The organism is Glutamicibacter sp. NPDC127525, from assembly GCF_042672105.1.
GTDB lineage: Bacteria > Actinomycetota > Actinomycetes > Actinomycetales > Micrococcaceae > Glutamicibacter.
Map to the genome: position 1 here is coordinate 113,750 of NZ_JBHXVN010000008.1, position 19,433 is coordinate 133,182.

Genomic DNA, 19,433 nt, shown 5'->3' on the forward strand with positions numbered 1-19,433 from the left:
CTATTCGTATGACAAGGGATGCTATCTGCAGCAGAGACCGCTTTCAAGAGGTTCCCGAAGTTGTGGATAGTTCTTGGTACTTTCTCCACACCAAGATTCTTATCTTCCAGCGCCGCCCTCAATGCTGGTTTAGATGGGAACGACAACATTCCATTACATTCAGGAGACCTCATGGTCCGCTATGAATTACTTCTGATTTCCCGAAAATTCCAGCATCCGCGGCAATTCGAACTTGTCATGTCCGGACGAATATCGGGCGAGCAGCTCGCCGCACTGCTGCAGCAGCATTTCCCGGGACAACGATGGTATTCGGGAATAACGCGGATAGAAGAGTTGGGGATCCTGCATGCGTCTGAACGTCTTCTGCTCAATGAATTGCCCCAACCTGTTCGCGCCACAAGCACCACAGCTTCGTGCCTCAAGTTATATGTAGTTCGCGGCCCCGACGCTGGTGCCTGGATTCCGCTCACAAAGGGAGAACATGTCATCGGCAGAACCGCCCCATTATGGTTAGAAGATCCGCTGGTGTCCCGGGTTCACGCGAAGTTATTCGTGACAACCCGGAGCTTGCGCCTGGTAGCCTGCTCTGAGCAGCAACTTGCCATGCCAGATGGCAGCCGCTGCGAGTCCGTGGAATTGGAACACGGATCGCGCTTCTTTCTGGGCAACACTGAATTCGCTGTCGGCGATCCATTAACCGCCCAATCCGGTCAATTGGTAACCCCCGAACAATTGGAAATCCAAGTACCTTCCAAGCCCGAGCTGTCCCGCTTAATTGCTCTGGTCCTCGCAGCATTCGTTCCGATCATCTCCGGCGTCTTGCTTGCCTTGGTTACCGGTTCGATGCTCTTTCTGATCTTGAGTGGCGTTTCGGCCCTTATGGGTATGGTGCCTGCCGGTCAACTGTTCGTGGAGCGTCGCGAATGGAAAAGGGAAATGGAAGTGCAACGAGCTTCCGCCATTATCGCGAGAAGTAAATATTCTCCGGCTCTCGGAGAATCGTTCGTAGCCGGACTGGATTCCGCTTCTTTGGGACTGTCGCATGCCCGGATACCACCACTGGTTTGGGGCGAGGGACTGTGGTCTCCGCAGGACACCTCTCGTTCTGATCCCACGGGGATCCGCAAAGTATTTCGTAGCCTCAGGAAGACGAAGTCGGACGCGCCCTGGTTCGGTCCAGTATTTTTCCCGAGTACCCCGAGCGTCTGGCAGCTGAATTCTGCACAAGGGCAAAGCGCTGGGGCTATTCTGGCCGCAGTACTTGCACGCTATCTCCCGGCCATACATTCCGGCCAGATACGGCTCGTGCTCGATCCCAGTGTCAGGTGTCTTCCGGCGTCGCTGCTTTTGGTGAGCAACGTTTCCGTGGCCCACCTGTCGATTCCCGAAGAATCGAGCTTCACCAGGAAAGAGGAAACCAACCTGGCGACGTTGTACGTCACTGCCCAGGAACCTCAACCTATTTCCGGCGCCCTGGTGCTGGGCGTTTCACCGGTGCTGGCCGAATCCGTGGAGAATTGGATTGTTCCAAGCCCCGTGTCCTCGCGTTTGCCCGACGAACGCTTAGTGCTGCAGAACCTAAGCACGCTGAGCCTTTCGCGGTTCGACAGGATGGTGCAGCAGTATGTGCAGCTGCAAAAGCAGGCAATAACCAAGAACGCAGAATCCATTGCATCCCCGTCACTAGCCGTACGGGCACATCTGGGCCTCGATGAACAGCAAGAGGACGTGTTCCTTGATCTTCATGAGGATGGTCCGCATGTACTGATTTGCGGCACTACAGGGTCAGGCAAGTCAGAAGCGCTCAGGCGCCTGATTGCTGATTTTGCCCGGAACTACCCGCCGACTCAGCTTGCCTTCGCACTTATTGATTTCAAGGGTGGAGCTGGACTAGGCGTCTATGCAGGTTTGCCCCATGTCCAGCTCTTCGCAAGCGACCTCGATGAGGCAGCGGCTCAGCGCACGTTGGAACAACTAGAACATGAGGTGCGGCGGCGCGAGGAGCTTCTGGCAGCACAAGGCTGCAGCGACATTGCGGAATATCAAGATCTCGACGAATCAGGCCCGATTCTGCCTCGCTTGCTGGTAGTCATTGACGAATTCCGTGTTTTCGTCGAGACGCTTCCTCAAGCCAGCGCCAGAATTGATCGTTTAGCTGCGGTGGGTCGAGCTCTAGGAATCCATCTGATTCTCAGCACGCAGCGTCCGGCTGGCGCTTTGACGGGACAAACCAAGGCGAACTTAAACACGACAATCGCATTGAGGGTAAACGACCCGGGTGAGTCCGTGGAACTGGTGGGCTCCACCGAGGCGTCCAAACTCCTCCACCCCGGACAGGCGATCATCAAGGGCGCTTCCAAGCCCACTAGGAACATGCAATTCCAGCTGGCCATCGAGCCGCCACTGCACGGCGAACTATTCGAGCGGAATCGTCAAGATCTCAGCCTTCGTCCGTTGTGCCGATTCGAAAAGAGCATCGCGTCAGTCGCTGGAGATCGCTTGCAAAACCATGCAGCAGAACTTTCCTCACAGTGGTCCACTTCGGAGCTCCCGGTATCTGGTTTTGCTCCAGCGTTGCCTCGGCCAGCAGAACCAACGCACTCGCCAGATACGTGGGATGGGAAGGAACGAGGAACGATTTACTGCGGCGTTGCAGATAATCTGCATTTGGCCCGGCTTGAACCTTTGATTCTTGACCCTGCCCGTTCACGATCAACATTGATCTGCGGCTTGCCAGAAGCCGGTGCCCGAACCCTGTTCGCTTCCCTCGCCCGTTCGCCCAGAAAAATACTTTGCTTCGGTCCGTCGCCGATCCCGGATGCCACTGAAAACGTCAAGGTTGTCACGGGTGAGGATCCCTATGGCTTTTTCGATGCTGTCGACTTCCTGGAATCCATGCCCAGTGATCCAGCATTGATCATTCTCGTTCATTCACTGGCCCAGTTGCAGTCCAATATCCACCCGCAACATTTCCAACGCCTGGACGAAGCACTCGGTACGCTATTGCGTTTCGGCGGCCCGCAATCGCCTATGGTGATTTGTTCAGTTGACCGCGACCAAAACGCGTTGAAGTCCACCGGTCTTTGTACAGAGCAATGGTTCTTCCCATTCAACGCTACCGAGTCATTAAAGATGATGTGGCCCAAGATCCCGGCCTGTTCGCTTTTGCCGGGTCGAGGGGTCAAGCTGAGTTCGGGGCATCCTCCGCAGGTCTTCCAACTCACCGAAGTTCAATTAGCTGAAATCCCGGGAAGCACCTGGCCCGAAGTGCCTTCGGCTTGGCAGATGCCTTCAGGTTCTGCCCTTCAACCGGCAAACTTTCTGGGATACTCGCCCTTCGATGGTGAGGCGGTCCCTCGACCAGCAGGTCCGATGGTTGTTGTGCTGTGCCCCGATACGCAACAGCGCCGGCAGCTGACTGCCGTACTCGCTGTGCGTTGGAACTCCCCGCATATTTGCGGCCTACCGGACTTTGAACGGTTCGTACGTTCTCTCGAGGACGGCTCGTACCGTGTTCGGCAGGACTTGCTTTGCCTCTTCCTCGAAACCACCAATGACTCTCGGTTGCCACCGCTCTTGAACGCTCTGAATTCGAGGGGAATCGGTGTCGCGCTATTCGTTCCGCCGTCCAGCAGGATGGCCTTCGACCTGGGATTGAGCGCCAACGGGTTCGATGATCGCCAGGTAGTCGCTGTCGAAGCCCATCATCCGCAAGATCTTCAACCGATGAATTGGCAGCCAATCCATCAGGTGCCTCATCAAGGAGCCAAAGACTATTGGTGCGCGGTCATCTCCAAACGAGGCAAACCGCGGATGATTCATATTCCGTACGAATTATCTGCTGGCAATTCAGCGGTTTGGCCGGTCTCCGAGGAATGCGGTGGTCTTCGGCGCGAAGAGCATCACCACAGTGGTTCCGGCGACCACGATGGAAAGTACCGCCGCGGCCGTCACCATCGGGATATTGGAGCTCAGGAATGAAACAGAGAGGATGAGCTGGAATAGTTGCCAAACGACAATCGGAGCACGAGTGAACGCTTTTCCCTTGAAGAAGTTGACAGCTACCGAGCCTTGCCAAACGGCAAGAAGCAAGCACAGGGCCAGCATGAATAACTGCCCGCCCATATTGACTGTTCCGTTGGTGTCGAGGTTCAACATGTAGCTGATGGCGTACGCCAGAACAGCCAGGGCCTCAATTAGGACAAGCGCGGCAACCACGAAAACACTGGTTGGGCGGGACGAGATTGCATTTTCGTTGCTCACATCAACAATTTTCGTTGACCTTCTGCAGGAACTCAAACCGCAACAATTGACTTTTGCTGTTGCTCGCGCCACACCTCTGATAACTAGCGGATCCTAGTGCCAAATGCCATGTGAGAAAGCACTCAGGCATTCAGCAACATTTCGCTACCGTGACTCTTGTTTACTTCCGCGTTACATGAAAACCTTATGTGGTCGGTTAAACGAAGTGCCCGAATGGACTTCTCCGACCTTTCGAGACGCCAGATGTTAACCGCTAGGCAACCAGGATTTCATTTCACTCCTAGTTATTTTTTGCCTGTGTGTTGATTGTCGTTGGTGTTTCACACCCTCTCAGATTTCAAGGAGCATCAATAAGCATGGATTGGCGTAGCCGCGCGGCGTGTCTGGAAAAGGACCCGGAACTGTTTTTCCCAGTGGGAAACACCGGTCCGGCCCTGTTGCAGATCGAAGAGGCCAAGAGCGTCTGCCGTCGATGTGAAGTAACCGAAACCTGCCTGCAGTGGGCTATTGAGTCCGGCCAGGATGCAGGCGTCTGGGGTGGCATGAGCGAAGATGAGCGTCGTGCCTTGAAGCGTCGTGCAGCACGAGCTCGCCGCGCTTCCTAATTAAGCTGCGCTCGAGGTAATTCTCGCAACCCGAGACGCTATACGAAATCCGCCAGAGGTAAACACCACTGGCGGATTTCGAGTTTAAGCGACAAATTGTCAGCTCAGCTAGGTACATTAAAAGTAGTATTCATGTTCGAAAGGATCCGTTAGTGACTCTGGCCCGCTTCGCGTGCACCGTTCAGGCAGGTGCGACCGCAAAATGAGCCCGGCCCTGACCGACCCCAACCTGGGCAAGACGCTGGATGGTCGATACCGACTGGACCATCTGCTTGCCCTGGGTGGCATGTCACGCATCTACCGCAGCATGGACAAGCGCCTGCATCGAGCGGTTGTCGTGAAGATCCTGAACGACAACTTCTCCAGCGAGCATACAGTGCGTGAGCGATTCGAATCCGAAGCTGTCATCGCTGCGAATATCACTCATCCGAATGTGGTCTCCATCCGCGATCACAACGTGAGCGATAATCTGGTGTACCTCGTGATGGAGTATGTTCGAGGACGGAACCTCGAACAGGTCATTGAAGAACGCGGCCGCTTTACTCCGCGTCAGGCGCTAAGCGTCCTTGAACAAATTTGCCACGGTCTCAGCGCCGCGCACAGCGAGGGAATCATCCACCGGGATATGAAACCGGCAAATGTGCTGCTCTCCGATACCGGCGAAGTGAAAGTTACCGACTTCGGCTTGGCCCGTGCTGCCAGCGCCCATACCCAGTCAGCCACGCTCGTCGCCACGCTGTCCCATGTCTCCCCCGAACTAGTTTCAGGGGCACCAGCCGATTCGCGCAGCGACATCTACGCACTGGGCATCATGATCTACCAGATGCTGACTGGACAAGCACCGTATACCGAGACCAATGCCGCTGCATTAATGAAGCATCATCTGGACTCCCCCATGCCCATGCCCTCGGACTTGGTTCCGGGATTGGCCGAAGATCTCGATGAGTTGGTTCGATGGTGCACCGAGAAGGATCCAGAGAAGCGCCCGCAAGATGCTTCGCTGCTGCTGGAGGAGATCATCCAGATCCGCTCAACGCTCAACGATGCGCAACTGGACCTGGGCGCCGAGGACCTCGGCGGGATTGAAGATCTCACCCCGCAAACTATGGCGCAGATGCCCACTACGCTGCAGCAGCGTCTTGATGCGATGCAACGCGAGCGCGAAGATGAGCGTGAACAGCTATGGCTGAAGCGGAATACTGCTCAGCACGAGGACAGCTACGTTATCGATGATGCCCCCGCCGATCCTGACCAGACAACCGTCATTGCCGCGGTTGACGCCACCGAAGTCTTGGATCTTCGCGATGCGCAAGCCACACTGGCCCAGCCTCGTCCCACTGATCTTGCCGCTGATTCTGGCATAGCCGCAACGTCGGTGTACACCCGCGGCCGCGATCTGGAACCGGCCCACGAGAATGACGCCGATTCCGAAGCACCGCTGTCGGTACGTGGCCAAAAGCGTGCGCAGAAGCAGGCTGCAAGAAAGTGGCGCAAGGAAGCACAGGTACCCACCCACCGGTTGCGTCAGCCTCGCTCGGGTACGCAGAAGTTCGTCATCACCGTGATGTGGATCCTCATCGTGGCTCTGGTCGCAGGTGCCGGATGGTTCTTCGGCCGCGGCCCCGGAACCGTCATCCGCATCCCGTCATTGACCGGCATGCTTCAATCGCAGGCAGTCGCGCAAATGGATGGCCAAGGTGTTCCAGTTCGGGTAGGCACGACCTACAACGATGAGATTGCCATCGGCAGGGTGGTCGACTCGCAGCCGGGGACCGGCGAGAACATCATGAAGTTCCAGGGAATCGATCTGATCGTTTCGCAAGGCCCTCAGCTTTTTGCAGTTCCGGATTTCACCGGGAAAACCCTGGATCAGGCCACCAAGTTGCTCGATGAAATCGGTTTCGAAGATGTCCAGGAAGCCGAGGCCTACTCGGAATCGGTGACGAAGGGCGAGATTATCAGTTCCTCCCCTGCCGCCGGCAAGAAATTGCCGCGGAAGAACATCATCACCCTCACTGTTTCCAAGGGACATGCTCCGGTTCCTGTTCCTGCGGTCATTGGTCTTGGCAAGGATGCGGCCAAGGAAAAGCTTGAGTCCATGGGCTTGAAGCTGGAAACCGGTGAATCCGTCCATTCCACGACGACCGAAAAAGGCCTAGTCGCCGTCCAGGACCCGGCCCAGGGCACCGTTGCGTACGGCAGCACCGTGACAGTGAATCTCTCGGAAGGACCAGAATACGTCCAGATCCCATCCGTGCTCGGCATGGGCGTCGAGGAAGCACTCTCTGCACTGGAAGCCGCCGGCTTTTCCGTGAAGACGCACAATGTCTTTGGCGGTTTCAGCCAGACCGTTCGCATGCAGTCTCCATTGCACCAGCAAGCCGTGCGCGGCAGCGAGATCAGCATCTACGCCTTCTGAGGCCTGCGCCGTTCCCCCAGGCATAAAAATAATCCGGTTCCCGCTGTCGGGAACCGGATTATTCTCTAGCTGCTAGCGGTTTCGGCTGCGGCTCTGCAGTGCCGACGAGACCAGGAAGGCCATCTCCAGGGACTGGCGGTGGTTCAGGCGCGGGTCGCACAGCGACTCGTACAGCGAGTCGAAGTCTTCCTCGCGGATCGGATCCGCTCCGCCGAGGCACTCAGCCACATCGTCGCCGGTCATCTCCACATGCAGGCCGCCTGGGAAGGTGCCCAGCGCGTCGTGCACTTCGAAGAAGCCGCGGACTTCGTCCATGACATCTTCGAAGTTGCGGGTCTTGTAGCCGTTCTGGCTGGTGACCGTGTTGCCGTGCATTGGGTCCGTAACCCACAGCACCTGGGCGCCGGAGGCCGTGACCTTTTCGATCAGGTTTGGCAGCTTCTCGCGGATGTTCTTCGCACCCATGCGGGTGATGAAGGTCAGGCGTCCTGGTTCGCGGTTCGGATCGAGCTTTTCGATCAGCGCGAGGACATCTTCCGGATCCGAGTTCGGGCCCAGCTTCACGCCGATTGGGTTGCGCACGCGCGAGAGGAAGTCCACATGTGCGTGGTCCAGCTGACGGGTTCGTTCACCGATCCACAGGAAGTGGCCGGAGGTGTCGTACGGCAGGCCGGTCCGCGAATCGGTACGCGTCAACGCACGCTCGTAGTCCAGCAGCAGTGCTTCATGGGAGGCGAAGAACTCGGTGCGCTTGAGCGCCTCGAAGTCTGCACCGCAGGCATCCATGAAGCGGATGGCCGAGTCGATCTCGCCGGCCAGCTGCTCGTAGGCGGAGTGCGCCGGGTTGGCCATGAATCCGCTGTTCCACGAGTGCACGCTGCGCAGGTCTGCGAAGCCGCCCTGGGTGAACGCGCGGATCAGGTTCAGCGTGGCCGATGAGGTGTTGTAGGCCTGCACCATGCGCTTCGGATCGTGGGCACGGGAATCGGGTGTGAAGTCGAAGCCGTTGACGATGTCGCCGCGGAATGCCGGCAAAGTAACACCATCTCGGGTTTCGTCATTCGAGGAGCGCGGCTTGGCGAACTGGCCAGCCATGCGTCCCATCTTGATTACCGGCATCGATGCGCCATAGGTCAGCACCACAGCCATCTGCAAGATGGTGCGAACTCGCGAGGAGATCTTGTCGGCGGTTGCATCGGCAAAGGTTTCGGCGCAGTCGCCGCCCTGCAGCAAGAAGGCCTTGCCCTGGGCTGCTGCGGCCAAGCGTTCGCGCAGTACGTCGACTTCGCCGGCAAATACCAGTGGCGGACGCGAACCCAATTCGTTGATGGAGGACTGATAGTCCTTGTGCTCACGCCAAGTCGGCTGCTGGGCAATTGGCAATTCACGCCACAAATCTAGTTGCGGATCGGTGGCGGGGCCGGCTACGGAGGAGCCTGGCAATGGGGTTCGGTTTTCTTCGCTCACCTTGCCCATTCTACGTGGCATCAGCTCAAAGGACCGCGATGAATGTAACAAGTCGCCGTAACACTGCGCATAGCGGCCTGCTACTTCTTTGGTTTGCGTGGAGCATAGATGTCGACGTAGCTCTGACCTGACAGGACATTGATTGCCTTGCGGATCTCGTCGGCGCAAGCGCGAAGCGTTTCAGGATTCGCGGACCTGCCGTTCAGGTGCTCGAAGGTCAGCGGCTTGCCGATCTTGATCCCGATCCGGCCCGGATGCGGCAGGCTTTGGCCGATGGGCTGGACCTTGTCGGTGCCAATCATTGCAATTGGTATCACCGGTGCACCTGTTTCCAGGGCGAGTTTGGCGACGCCGAGCTTGGCCCGGTACAACCGTCCATCCGGTGAACGGGTGCCTTCCGGATAGATGCCCAGCACCTGGCCCTGCGCCAGTGCGTTCTTGGCACTGGCCAGCGAAGCAGCCGATTTCTGCCCGCCTGAACGGTCCATGGGCAGCTGGTTGATATTGCGGAAGAACCACGCGGTGATCCGGCCCTTGATGCCCTTGCCGTTGAAGTACTCGTCCTTGGCCAGGAAAATCACGGTACGATCCAGCGCCGCTGGGAGGAACACCGAGTCGCTCACCGACAGGTGGTTGGAAGCCAAGATCGCCGCACCGGTTTCAGGCACATTGCCGATGCCCTGGATCTTGACGCGGAAGAAAATTCGTATTAGCGGCCGGACAGCGAAACGCTTGAGGAAGTCGTACAGCACAGCGGGAAAATTCCTTCTTCTAGTTGACCAGCTACGCGGGAAGAGAAACCGCGACCTTACTGGTCGAAGCGCACTCCGCACCCTTCAATTGTGCACTACGCTCGAAGGTGAAGGCAGAAATCCGGAGGGTTCACGATGAAACTTGATGCAGGCAATACTCCGCTGGACGAGCGCAAACGTCCATGTGCAGTACTTTTGATCCACGGTTTTACCGGCTCCGCTGTTTCCATGCAGCCATGGGCGGATTCCTTGGAGCAGGCCGGATTCGACACGGACATTCCCCTTTTGCCCGGGCACGGAACGCAATGGCAGGACATGGTCGGTCGAGGTTATGGCCAGTGGATCCACGCTACCGAAGCGGCTTTTGACAGGCTCGCGCGCACGCACGAGCAGGTATTCGCCGCCGGCCTTTCCATGGGCGGCGCCCTGGCCCTGCATCTGGCGACCCGCCGCAATGTAGCCGGTGTTTCGCTGGTCAATCCGGGCCTGGTCGTGGACTCCCCCTTGTCCTCCTATACTCCTTGGCTCAAGCATGTAGTGCGCAGCGTTGCCCCTATCAGCAATGACATCGCCAAGCGCGGTGTCGATGAAGGGGCCTACCCGCGCACCCCGGTAGCAGCCGTAGCCGAACTCCGTTCGCTCTTTGCCCAGACCCGCCGGCGCTTGGAGCTGGTGAACGCCCCGGTGCAGCTCTTCCGTTCCACCGTCGACAACGTAGTCTCAGAGCAGTCGGTGCGCGAGCTGGTCGAGGGCCTGAACTCAGGCACCCTGGCCGAGCACCACATGCTCTTGCACTCCAAGCACGTAGCCACCCTGGACTACGATGCGGAGCAGATTTTCCACGAATCCGCTCGCTTCTTCGCGCAGCTGGCCGCCACGGAACAGAAGCGCAAGGAGGAGCGCGCATGAATCCGGAAGATGCCCATCCTTCAAACCAGAATGATCCGCAGTGGGATGAGCTAGTCGAGAATTTCCGTCAGCTTGATGCCTCGGTACCCCGCGAACCCAGCGCCGACGAGCGCGCGGCGAGACTGGAGAAGCTCTTCAACACCGGGCCTGCCGCGGTTCGCGGACCGCGCGACTATGTTGCTGAGCAGACCCCGGAAGAGTTCGTTCCAGAAGAACCCGCCGCGCTGGGTTCAGGTGATCCGATGCTGAACCTCGCCTGGGTTGGCGCCGCTGGCGGTCCGCTTGGGTTGCTGCTGTGCGTGGTGTTTTTCCGCGCAGCTCCGGTGTTCATCTATTTCGGACTGGCACTCGCCGCCCTGCTCGGAATCGCCTACTTGCTCAAACGTCTTCCCACTGAACGCGATCCGGGAGATGATGGGGCTCAAGTATAGAAAACGGCTTTGAGTACACCACACGGTAGGTTACTCTATAGTAATAAATATGTGATGCGGGTTACCCGCTATTGCTAATGGGGTCACACAGAGTTTCAGGAGTTGAAGACCAGATGCGCGAATACAGCTCGCCAATTCGCATTCATTCGCCACAGCAGTCGAATATTACAGATCTGCTATTACGCCACGCGAATTCAGCGGCCAACCCGGCATTGTTCTCAAAGCCGGGAACCGACGGAACGTGGAATGATGTCACGGCATCGCAGTTCGCTGCCGACGCCCGGGCTATTGCGAAGGGGTTCATCGCCAATGGCATCGAACCTGGCGACCGCATCGCGCTGATGGCCAAGACCCGCTACGAGTGGACGCTGGTTGACTTCGCCATCTGGTTCGCCGGCTGCGTCACCGTCCCCGTCTATGAAACTTCCTCCCCTAGCCAGGTTGCCTGGATCGTTTCCGATTCCGGTGCCAAGGCCGTCGTCGTTGAGGCCGCCGCCCAGGAAGCCGTGGTCCGCCGCGCCGCCCATCAGGAACAGCTCGACGGACTGGATCACGTCTGGCAGTTCGATGGCGGGCTGGAACAGCTCTCCGAAGATGGCCGGAACGTCGATGACCAGTTGCTCGAAGCCCGCCGTTCGGGCACAGCATTGGATGACATCGCCACGATCATCTACACCTCGGGCACCACCGGCCGCCCCAAGGGCTGCGAGCTGACCCACGGCAACTTCGTGGAGCTGGCGGAGAACGCTGTGGCTACCCTGCCCGGCGCCGTTTACCCGGGCGCATCGACCATCATGTTCCTCCCGCTGGCTCACGTTTTCGCCCGCTTCATCTCGGTAGTCAACATTGCCGCTGGTTGCCGCACCGGACACACCCCCGATGTCAAGCACCTGCTCGAGGACCTCCAGTCCTTCAAGCCGAACTTCATCCTCGCTGTGCCACGCGTCTTCGAGAAGGTCTACAACTCGGCCATGCTCAAGGCTGAAGATAGCGGCAAGGGCAAGATCTTCCACGCCGGCGTTGACGTTGCAGTGGCATACTCCCGCGCCAAGCAGGAGGGCAAGGTACCGCTCGTGCTGAACCTGAAGCACAAGCTCTTCGACGCCCTGCTCTACCAGAAACTGCGCACCGCGATGGGTGGCAACATCCGCCATGCGGTCTCCGGCGGAGGTCCGCTGGGCGAGCGCCTCGGCCACTTCTTCAACGGCATCGGGGTCACCATTCTGGAAGGCTACGGCCTGACTGAAACCACCGCACCGATCACGGTGAACACCCTGGACCGGATCAAGATCGGCACCGTAGGCAAGCCGCTGCCGGGCAACGCCGTGCGCATCGCCGCGGACGGAGAGATCCTCACCAAGGGCATTTGCGTGATGCGCGGCTACCGCAACCGTCCAGAGCTGCAGGATGAGACCTTCACCGATGGCTGGTTCCGCACCGGGGATATCGGCGAACTCGACGCCGACGGATTCCTGAGAATCACCGGGCGCAAGAAGGAAATCATCGTCACCGCCAGCGGCAAGAACGTGGTTCCTGCGCTGCTTGAGGACCAGATCCGCGCCGACGCGCTGGTTTCCCAGTGCGTGGTCATCGGCGAGGGCCGCTCGTTCATTGCGGCCCTGGTGACCTTGGATCCAGAAGCCCTGCCAGGTTGGCTGGCCCGTCACCAGATGGACCAGAACCTGTCGCTGGACGAGCTATCGACCCATCCAAAGGTGCTCGAAACCGTGCAGGCGGTCATCGACAAGGCCAACACCTCGGTATCCAAGGCCGAGGCGATCAAGTCCTTCCGCGTTGTGCCTGCTGACTTCACCGAGGAAACCGGTCATTTGACTCCCTCGATGAAGATCAAGCGTGCAGTAGTGCTCAAGGACTACGAAGCCGTGATCGAAGGCATCTACTCGGCGCCCAAGCCGACAGCATAGTCCAGCACTGCATTAGCCAGCTCCCACGATTCGCGAGCTGAGGCGGCCCAAGGCAACTTGAGGCCGCTTTGCTGTGTTCGGGCATAGTAGCTGCGCGGCAATACCACGCGGCTGAATGCCTGGGTGGCGTGATTCTGGTGCTCGTGGCCAAGCACCGCGTAGATCAGGTTCCCAGCCAGGTCCTTGCGGCCATTGGCCAGCAGCCATTCGACCAATTCCATGAGCCGGTCTTCCGAGTCGGCACTGGTATCGCCCACAACCACCAACACGTTGGTGCCGGTGAATTTCCCGTCCATCACCGATTGCACGCGCTGCGGTCCGGCCGTGGCCACCTGGGCCTTGCAATCCAATTCGCCGAATTGTTCGGCCAGGTGCTCTGCGATTTCGCAGAACGGAAGATGCGTGTCGAGGGTGAAGACCAGTACCGTGATCGGCTGGCCCTTGGATCCCAGCTCGGCAACCTGCTGCCTCAGCCGGGCGGGCACAGCCCCGGGCGTCATCTTGCTTGGGCGCATCACAGCTCCTTCTGCTTTGTGGTTCGCACGATTAGTTGGCAGAGCGCAGGGGCCCGCAACCTTGGTCACGAGCCCCCGTGCTCTGGGTACTGCGGATGCTACTTGGGTTCGATCACCAGCAGCAGATCGCCACCCTGTACCTGGCTGGTGCCATTCAGGGTTACCTGGCTGACCACGCCGCCCGCGTTGGCGGTGATGCCAGCTTCCATCTTCATTGCTTCGATGGTGGCCACGGACTGGCCGGCCTCGATCAGGTCGCCGACCTTGACGTTCACAGTCACCGCTCCCGCGAAGGGTGCAGCGACGTGGCCGTTGTTGTTCGGATCGGCCTTCGGCGCGGACTTCACGGTGGATTCTACCGATTCGTCGCGGACCTTGAGCTGGCGGGACTGGCCGTTGAGGTTGACCACGACGGTGCGCAGGCCCTTCTCATCGGCTTCCGATACCGATACCAGCCTGACCAGCAATCGAACACCGGTACCCAGCGAAATGACATGCTCAAAGCCGGGAACCAGGCCGTAGAGGTAGTCGCGGGTGTGCAGGACGGACAAATCGCCGTAGTTCTCCACCGACTTCTCGAAGTCACGGGTTGGGCCAGCGAAGAGCAACCGGTTCAGGGTACCGCGAATCGTGTCCGAATCCGCCTGCAGCGCTGCCAGGTCCTCTGCCGAGAGGTCCTCGACATGGGCCTTGACATTGCGTCCCTGCAACGCCTTGGTGCGGAACGGTTCCGGCCAGCCGCCTGGAGGGTTGCCCAGCTCTCCCGAGAGGAACTGGATGACCGAATCCGGGATGTCGTAGTTCTGCGGGTTCGCTTCGAAGTCCGCGGCTGGGACTCCGGAACCCACCAGCTGCAAGGCCAGGTCGCCGACGACCTTGGACGATGGAGTCACCTTGACCACATTGCCGAGCATGTCATTGACCGAGGCGTACATCGACTCGATGGCTTCGAAACGCTCGCCCAGGCCCAATGCAATGGCCTGCTGGCGCAGGTTCGAAAGCTGGCCGCCCGGAATCTCGTGCTGGTAGACACGGCCGGTTGGCGCTGGCAGTCCGGATTCGAATGGCTTGTACATGGCGCGCACTGCTTCCCAGTACGGTTCCAGCGACGCCACGGCATCCAGTGACAGGCCGGGATCACGCTCGGTGAACTCCAGCGCTGCGACCAGTGCAGAGGCCGATGGCTGCGAGGTGGTGCCCGCCATGGCCGCGCTGGCCACGTCGACGGCGTCCACACCGGCGTCGATGGCAGCCATCAACGTCGCCAGCTGCCCGCCGGAGGTGTCGTGGGTGTGCAGGTGCACCGGAAGATCGAAGCGTTCGCGCAGGGCCGTGACCAGCTTGGTTGCTGCCGCTGGGCGCAGCAGGCCGGCCATGTCCTTGATTGCGAGGATATGCGCGCCAGCGTCGACGATCTGCTGTGCCAGCTCCAGGTAGTAGTCCAGGGTGTACAGCTTCTCGTTGGCATCCAGCAGGTTGCCGGTGTAGCACAGGGCCACTTCGGCGACTGCGGTGCCGGTGTCGCGTACCGCCTTGATGGCCGGAGCCATCTGCGAAACATCGTTCAGCGCATCGAAGATGCGGAAGATGTCGATGCCTGCGGACGCGGCTTCCTTCACGAAAGCGTCGGTGACCTCGGTTGGGTATGGAGTGTAGCCCACGGTATTGCGGCCGCGCAGCAGCATCTGCAACGGGATGTTCGGCAGCTCCGCACGCAGCAGCTCCAGGCGCTTCCAGGGATCTTCGCCCAGGAATCGCAGGGACACATCGTAGGTGGCACCGCCCCAGACTTCCATGGAGAACAGCTGCGGGACGTTGTGCGCGTAGGCCGGTGCTGCCGCGAGCAGGTCGCGGGTGCGGACGCGGGTGGCCAGCAGCGACTGGTGCGCATCGCGGAAGGTGGTATCGGTGATGCCCACCGCTTTCGACTCGCGCAGGGCCTTGGCGAATCCTTCCGGACCGAGATCCAGCAGCTTCTGGCGCCAGCCATCGGCCGGCACGGCGGACTTGGAGGGGCCATCGAATGGCGAACGCTCTGGCTCGTCGGTCTTGTCACCCGGGAAAGCAGGAAGCTTCTTGCGCGGGTCGATTCCCTCGACACGGCTGCCATTTGGCTGGTTCACCGTGACATGGGCCAGGAAGTTCAGCGCCTTGGTACCGCGGTCCTGGGATTCATTGCCGGTGAGCAGATCCGGGCGGGAGTCGATGAAGTCGGTAGCGACATCACCGGCCAGGAACTGCGGATCACTGAGCACATTCTGGATGAACGGGATGTTGGTGGCCACACCGCGCACGCGGAACTCGGCCAGCGCACGGCGGGCGCGAGCCACAGCCGTCTGGTAGTCACGGCCACGGCAAGTGAGCTTGACCAGCATCGAGTCGAAGTGCGGGGACACCTCGGCGCCGGTGTAGATCGTGCCGCCATCCAGACGGACACCCGAGCCGCCGGCGGAGCGGTAGACGGTAATGGTTCCAACATCCGGACGGAAGCCATTGGCTGGATCTTCGGTGGTAATGCGGGACTGCAAGGCCCAGCCACGCACCTGGATGGTGTCCTGGCTGATCTCCAGATCCTTCAGCGACTCGCCAGCAGCGATGCGCATCTGCGCCTGCACCAGGTCGATGTCGGTAACCTCTTCGGTCACCGTGTGCTCAACCTGGATGCGCGGGTTCATTTCAATGAATACGTGCTGCCCGGCGCGGTCGCCCACGGTATCAACGAGGAATTCGACGGTGCCTGCGTTCTGGTAGCCCAGAGTCTGCGCGAACTTCACGGCGTCCCGGAACAGCGCCTGGCGAATCGATTCATCCAGATTCGGTGCTGGAGCGATTTCGACAACCTTCTGGTGGCGGCGCTGCAGCGAGCAGTCGCGCTCATGCAGGTGGACAATGTTGCCCTGCTCGTCGGCGAGGATCTGCACCTCGATGTGGCGCGGACGCAGCACTGCTTGTTCCAGGAAAACGGTGGGGTCCCCGAAGGCGGTGCCGGCTTCGCGCATTGCCGCGCCCATCAGCTCCGGCAGGTCTTCGCGCTTGTCGACACGGCGCATGCCGCGACCGCCGCCGCCGGCTACAGCCTTGACGAAGATCGGGAAGCCGATGCGATCGGCCTCGGCAATCAGGTAATCAACATCATCGCTTGGCTCGGAGGATTCCAGTACCGGAATGCCTGCCTCGCGAGCAGCCTTCAGCGCCGCTACCTTATTGCCGGCCAGTTCAAGCACGTCCGCCTTTGGACCGATGAACTTGATGCCTGCTGCTTCGGCAGCTCGTGCGAGGTCAGGATTTTCCGAGAGGAAGCCGTAGCCCGGGTAGATTGCATCCGCGCCGGCTTCTTTGGCAACGCGGATAATCTCGTCGATATCCAGGTAGGCGCGGACCGGATGGCCCTCTTCGCCGATCTGGTAGGCCTCTGCGGCCTTCTGACGGTGGATCGAATTGCGATCCTCATGTGGGTAGACAGCAACGGTCTTTGCGCCCAGCTCGTAGCCGGCGCGGAAAGCGCGAATCGCAATCTCACCGCGGTTGGCGACCAAGATCTTTTCAAACATAGTGTCCCTACATCGAATCTGTACACGCTGGTTCAACGGCACAATCAGGACTGTTCCCCTCAGGTGCAGGCCCGCCATCCCAGCGTGTCGGGTCTCGAAAAGCAGCTAGCATTTGCCACTTCTGTGAAACACACTACACGGGGATTCTCCAGAACGTCCAAACATTTCGCCTTGTGGTCAGACCACATGAAATAATTGGATCTTTGAAGTTTTAATCACTAACTGGTGCCTAATGGCAAAAACTGACGTTGCAAAGTCGGAGAAACACGGCTCGGCACACTATGATGATGAGAGACTAAAAATTCGGTGGGACGTTTAAACTAACGAACAGTGAAAGGCGTGGTCTGGTCCGTGCACGTAGTGAGCATCAGCAGCCTCAAGGGTGGCGTAGGAAAAACCTCCGTGACACTCGGATTGGCTTCAGCAGCACTTGCCGCCGGCATTCCGACTCTCGTCATTGACCTGGATCCCCATGCGGATGCCAGCACTGGCCTTGGAGTCCGGGCTAATGGGAAGCAGCCAATTGGGCAAATGCTCAAGAACGCTCGTCGCGCCCGTCTGCAAGATCAGGTTGTCGCCAGCGCTTGGCAGTCCAAGGCAGCAGAGAAGAAATCCCGTACCCGCATTCCAGTGCTCGATGTTGCCGTTGGCGACGCATTCACCGGCATCTACGATCGACCAGATCTGCGGACCCGCGACCTACGCCGCCTCTCCCAGCTTCTGAGCCGCACCAGCGGTTACCAATTGGTTCTCATCGACTGCCCGCCATCGCTGAACGGCTTGACCCGCATGGCATGGAGCGCGTCGGATCAGCTCGTGCTAGTGGCAGAACCCAGCTTGTTCTCCGTGGCCGGCACCGAGCGCACCCAGCGCGCATTGGAACTCTTCCGCCGTGAATTCGCTCCTTCCCTGGGACCGGTACGTGTTGTCGCCAACCGCGTCCGCAAGGACTCCGCGGAGCATACCTTCCGATTGGGCGAAATGCGCCAGATGTTCGGCGACTCCATGGTCAAGCCCGAGATTCCCGAACACCCGGAATGGCAGCAGATCCAAGGTGCCGCGTACTCGGTGCACCAGTGGCCTTCCAAGGCTACTGCTCCGATGCTGGCGCAGTTCGACGCGTTGCTCAAGGAAGTCATGTCCGCAGCAGGCCCGAACAACACCTAGGCCCGGATACGGATAGCAGCTTAAGCAATTGACCGGATCTTCCTTCAAGGAAGATCCGGTCAATTGCTTAAGCTCTTGAATTATCTGCCGGCCCTAGCCGACGTTGCGCGCCGCCTTGGCAGCCCGACGGGCAGCCAATTCATCTTCTGGCAGGGTCTGCTGCACAGAGCTCTCTGAAGGCAGCTGGGCAAGGGAACCTTCCACCTCGCGCCAAACACGGCCTACGGCGATGCCGAATACGCCCTGGCCCTTCTGGACAAGGTCAATGACCTCGTCGGCGCTGGTGCATTCGTAGACCGAAGCTCCATCGCTCATCAACGTGATCTGGGCAAGGTCCTCAACGCCGCGTTCACGCAGGTGCAAAACGGCCGAACGGATCTGCTGCAGGGATACTCCGGTGTCCAGCAGCCGCTTGACAACCTTGAGCACGAGGATATCCCGGAATGAATAAAGGCGGTGGCTGCCGGATCCCTTGGCTCCGCGCACTGCCGGCTCTACCAGGCCAGTACGTGCCCAGTAGTCGAGTTGGCGGTAGGTAATGCCGGCTGCCTTGCACACAATTGGACCGCGGTAGCCGGCATGTTCATCCAGCTCAGGCAGGTCATCGGTGAAGAGCAGTCCCTGGGTGCTGGATTGCTTGTTGCCACCGTCGACCCCATAGTGAGGCCCAGTCTGGCGAGACTCCATCCAATTGCTCCTTGCGTGTCAGCACGTTCCTAAACGAGTATCCAGGGACCGAATGAGAACCGCGCAGATGCGAGTGATGACCATCAAAAAACAGCTCTTTTTAAATGTCCCTATGCAAAGACGGTACGGCGATAACGACTAATGGTCAAAGACCTTCAAGCTTAACTTTAAGGCGTGTCGCGCAGGCTTGGGGAATTACCCAATTCAAGGCCAATATTCCACTGAAACCAAACGCGCGATATCTACGAAGAAAAATCTTCTGGATCAATATTGTCCAAGAATTCACGGAATTCGCGCAACTGCTCTTCGGGTGCCTCTTCGCCGCCAGTTTCATTCTCGATGGCCACGCCAGCTTCTTCCAGGACGTGCTCGGCGCACATGATCGGGCACTGGGCGCGCACGGCAAGGGCGACGGCATCCGAGGAACGGGAATCTACGCGTTTGCCGTTGGAAAGGACAAGCTCCGCGACGAACACGGCATTGTTTACCGAGACTATTTCGATCCGCTCAAGCTTCACGTCCATGCTTTCAATGACGCTGAGCAGCAGATCATGGGTCATCGGCCGAGGCGGAGTGAGCCCTTGTTCAGACATTGCGATGGCCGAGGCTTCGGGCGCACCTATCCACAGCGGAAGGTAGAGATTACGCTCAGGGTATTTGAGCAGCAACAGCGGCTGATTCGCCGGCAATTGAATACGGATTCCGGCAAACTCCAGTTCCAGCATGCTAGCCCCTTAGAGTT

The 19,433-nt window shown here is 59.2% G+C and carries 13 protein-coding genes; 7 read left to right on the top strand and 6 right to left on the bottom strand.

Going from position 1 to position 19,433, the window contains the following annotated elements; genetic code table 11:
- Nucleotides 1–171: 171 nt before the first annotated feature.
- From ACFVHU_RS16530 to ACFVHU_RS16540, 3 genes are all read left to right on the top strand, one after another.
- Nucleotides 172–3,981 carry an FtsK/SpoIIIE domain-containing protein gene (locus ACFVHU_RS16530; protein WP_181149084.1) on the top strand — a complete coding sequence of 1,270 codons (3,810 nt, stop codon included), beginning with the start codon at nucleotides 172–174 and terminating at the stop codon, nucleotides 3,979–3,981.
- A gap of 638 nt (nucleotides 3,982–4,619) precedes the next feature.
- A complete protein-coding gene (locus ACFVHU_RS16535; RefSeq protein WP_013348560.1) occupies nucleotides 4,620–4,868 on the top strand; it encodes a WhiB family transcriptional regulator in 249 nt (82 codons plus the stop codon).
- Nucleotides 4,869–5,070: 202 nt separating this feature from the next.
- Nucleotides 5,071–7,287, top strand: coding sequence for a Stk1 family PASTA domain-containing Ser/Thr kinase (locus ACFVHU_RS16540; RefSeq protein WP_105659068.1), 2,217 nt, complete (start codon nucleotides 5,071–5,073; stop codon nucleotides 7,285–7,287).
- Between the two features lie 72 nt (nucleotides 7,288–7,359).
- On the opposite strand, the gene ACFVHU_RS16545 is transcribed toward ACFVHU_RS16540, so the two are convergent.
- Both ACFVHU_RS16545 and ACFVHU_RS16550 read right to left on the bottom strand, forming a co-directional pair.
- Nucleotides 7,360–8,763 (bottom strand): class II 3-deoxy-7-phosphoheptulonate synthase, encoded by a 1,404-nt coding sequence (locus ACFVHU_RS16545; RefSeq protein WP_105659067.1) that lies wholly within the window; start codon nucleotides 8,761–8,763, stop codon nucleotides 7,360–7,362.
- 71 nt (nucleotides 8,764–8,834) lie between these two features.
- The gene (locus ACFVHU_RS16550; protein ID WP_105659066.1) at nucleotides 8,835–9,506 is read right to left on the bottom strand and encodes a 1-acyl-sn-glycerol-3-phosphate acyltransferase; all 672 of its coding nucleotides are present in this window, start codon (nucleotides 9,504–9,506) and stop codon (nucleotides 8,835–8,837) included.
- Between the two features lie 135 nt (nucleotides 9,507–9,641).
- On the opposite strand from ACFVHU_RS16550, the gene ACFVHU_RS16555 reads away from it, so the two are divergent.
- The 3 genes from ACFVHU_RS16555 (at nucleotide 9,642) to ACFVHU_RS16565 (ending at nucleotide 12,771) form a co-directional block, all read left to right on the top strand.
- Nucleotides 9,642–10,415 carry a carboxylesterase gene (locus ACFVHU_RS16555; RefSeq protein WP_133834487.1) on the top strand — a complete coding sequence of 258 codons (774 nt, stop codon included), beginning with the start codon at nucleotides 9,642–9,644 and terminating at the stop codon, nucleotides 10,413–10,415.
- On the top strand, nucleotides 10,412–10,846 hold the full coding sequence (locus tag ACFVHU_RS16560) for a hypothetical protein (protein ID WP_133834488.1): 435 nt from the start codon (nucleotides 10,412–10,414) through the stop codon (nucleotides 10,844–10,846). The genes ACFVHU_RS16555 and ACFVHU_RS16560 overlap by 4 nt, the downstream gene beginning before the upstream one ends.
- A gap of 113 nt (nucleotides 10,847–10,959) precedes the next feature.
- Entirely contained in the window at nucleotides 10,960–12,771 is a 1,812-nt protein-coding gene (locus ACFVHU_RS16565) for an AMP-dependent synthetase/ligase (RefSeq protein WP_388025390.1), read from the top strand.
- Here ACFVHU_RS16565 and ACFVHU_RS16570 read toward each other — a convergent pair.
- Together ACFVHU_RS16570 and ACFVHU_RS16575 are read right to left on the bottom strand one after the other, a co-directional pair.
- A complete protein-coding gene (locus ACFVHU_RS16570) occupies nucleotides 12,744–13,286 on the bottom strand; it encodes a hypothetical protein (RefSeq protein ID WP_105662560.1) in 543 nt (180 codons plus the stop codon). The two genes, ACFVHU_RS16565 and ACFVHU_RS16570, sit on opposite strands and share 28 nt — an antisense overlap.
- Before the next feature lie 98 nt (nucleotides 13,287–13,384).
- The gene (locus tag ACFVHU_RS16575; protein WP_133834490.1) at nucleotides 13,385–16,837 is read right to left on the bottom strand and encodes a pyruvate carboxylase; all 3,453 of its coding nucleotides are present in this window, start codon (nucleotides 16,835–16,837) and stop codon (nucleotides 13,385–13,387) included.
- Nucleotides 16,838–17,188: 351 nt separating this feature from the next.
- Here ACFVHU_RS16575 and ACFVHU_RS16580 point away from each other — a divergent pair, with 351 nt between their 5' ends.
- On the top strand, nucleotides 17,189–18,004 hold the full coding sequence (locus ACFVHU_RS16580; RefSeq protein ID WP_105659072.1) for a ParA family protein: 816 nt from the start codon (nucleotides 17,189–17,191) through the stop codon (nucleotides 18,002–18,004).
- Between the two features lie 93 nt (nucleotides 18,005–18,097).
- Here ACFVHU_RS16580 and ACFVHU_RS16585 read toward each other — a convergent pair whose 3' ends face one another.
- Nucleotides 18,098–18,691 carry a MerR family transcriptional regulator gene (locus tag ACFVHU_RS16585; protein ID WP_105659060.1) on the bottom strand — a complete coding sequence of 198 codons (594 nt, stop codon included), beginning with the start codon at nucleotides 18,689–18,691 and terminating at the stop codon, nucleotides 18,098–18,100.
- A gap of 242 nt (nucleotides 18,692–18,933) precedes the next feature.
- Entirely contained in the window at nucleotides 18,934–19,416 is a 483-nt protein-coding gene (locus ACFVHU_RS16590; protein ID WP_105662558.1) for a bifunctional nuclease family protein, read from the bottom strand.
- Nucleotides 19,417–19,433 lie beyond the last annotated feature (17 nt).

Coding starts and splice junctions, on each gene's coding strand:
- ACFVHU_RS16545 (WP_105659067.1), bottom strand. CDS start 8,763: ATGGGCAAGGTGAGCGAAGAAAACCGAACCCCATTGCCAGGCTCCTCC.
- ACFVHU_RS16565 (WP_388025390.1), top strand. CDS start 10,960: ATGCGCGAATACAGCTCGCCAATTCGCATTCATTCGCCACAGCAGTCG.
- ACFVHU_RS16570 (WP_105662560.1), bottom strand. CDS start 13,286: ATGCGCCCAAGCAAGATGACGCCCGGGGCTGTGCCCGCCCGGCTGAGG.
- ACFVHU_RS16560 (WP_133834488.1), top strand. CDS start 10,412: ATGAATCCGGAAGATGCCCATCCTTCAAACCAGAATGATCCGCAGTGG.
- ACFVHU_RS16590 (WP_105662558.1), bottom strand. CDS start 19,416: ATGCTGGAACTGGAGTTTGCCGGAATCCGTATTCAATTGCCGGCGAAT.
- ACFVHU_RS16555 (WP_133834487.1), top strand. CDS start 9,642: ATGAAACTTGATGCAGGCAATACTCCGCTGGACGAGCGCAAACGTCCA.
- ACFVHU_RS16540 (WP_105659068.1), top strand. CDS start 5,071: ATGAGCCCGGCCCTGACCGACCCCAACCTGGGCAAGACGCTGGATGGT.
- ACFVHU_RS16585 (WP_105659060.1), bottom strand. CDS start 18,691: ATGGAGTCTCGCCAGACTGGGCCTCACTATGGGGTCGACGGTGGCAAC.
- ACFVHU_RS16530 (WP_181149084.1), top strand. CDS start 172: ATGGTCCGCTATGAATTACTTCTGATTTCCCGAAAATTCCAGCATCCG.
- ACFVHU_RS16535 (WP_013348560.1), top strand. CDS start 4,620: ATGGATTGGCGTAGCCGCGCGGCGTGTCTGGAAAAGGACCCGGAACTG.
- ACFVHU_RS16575 (WP_133834490.1), bottom strand. CDS start 16,837: ATGTTTGAAAAGATCTTGGTCGCCAACCGCGGTGAGATTGCGATTCGC.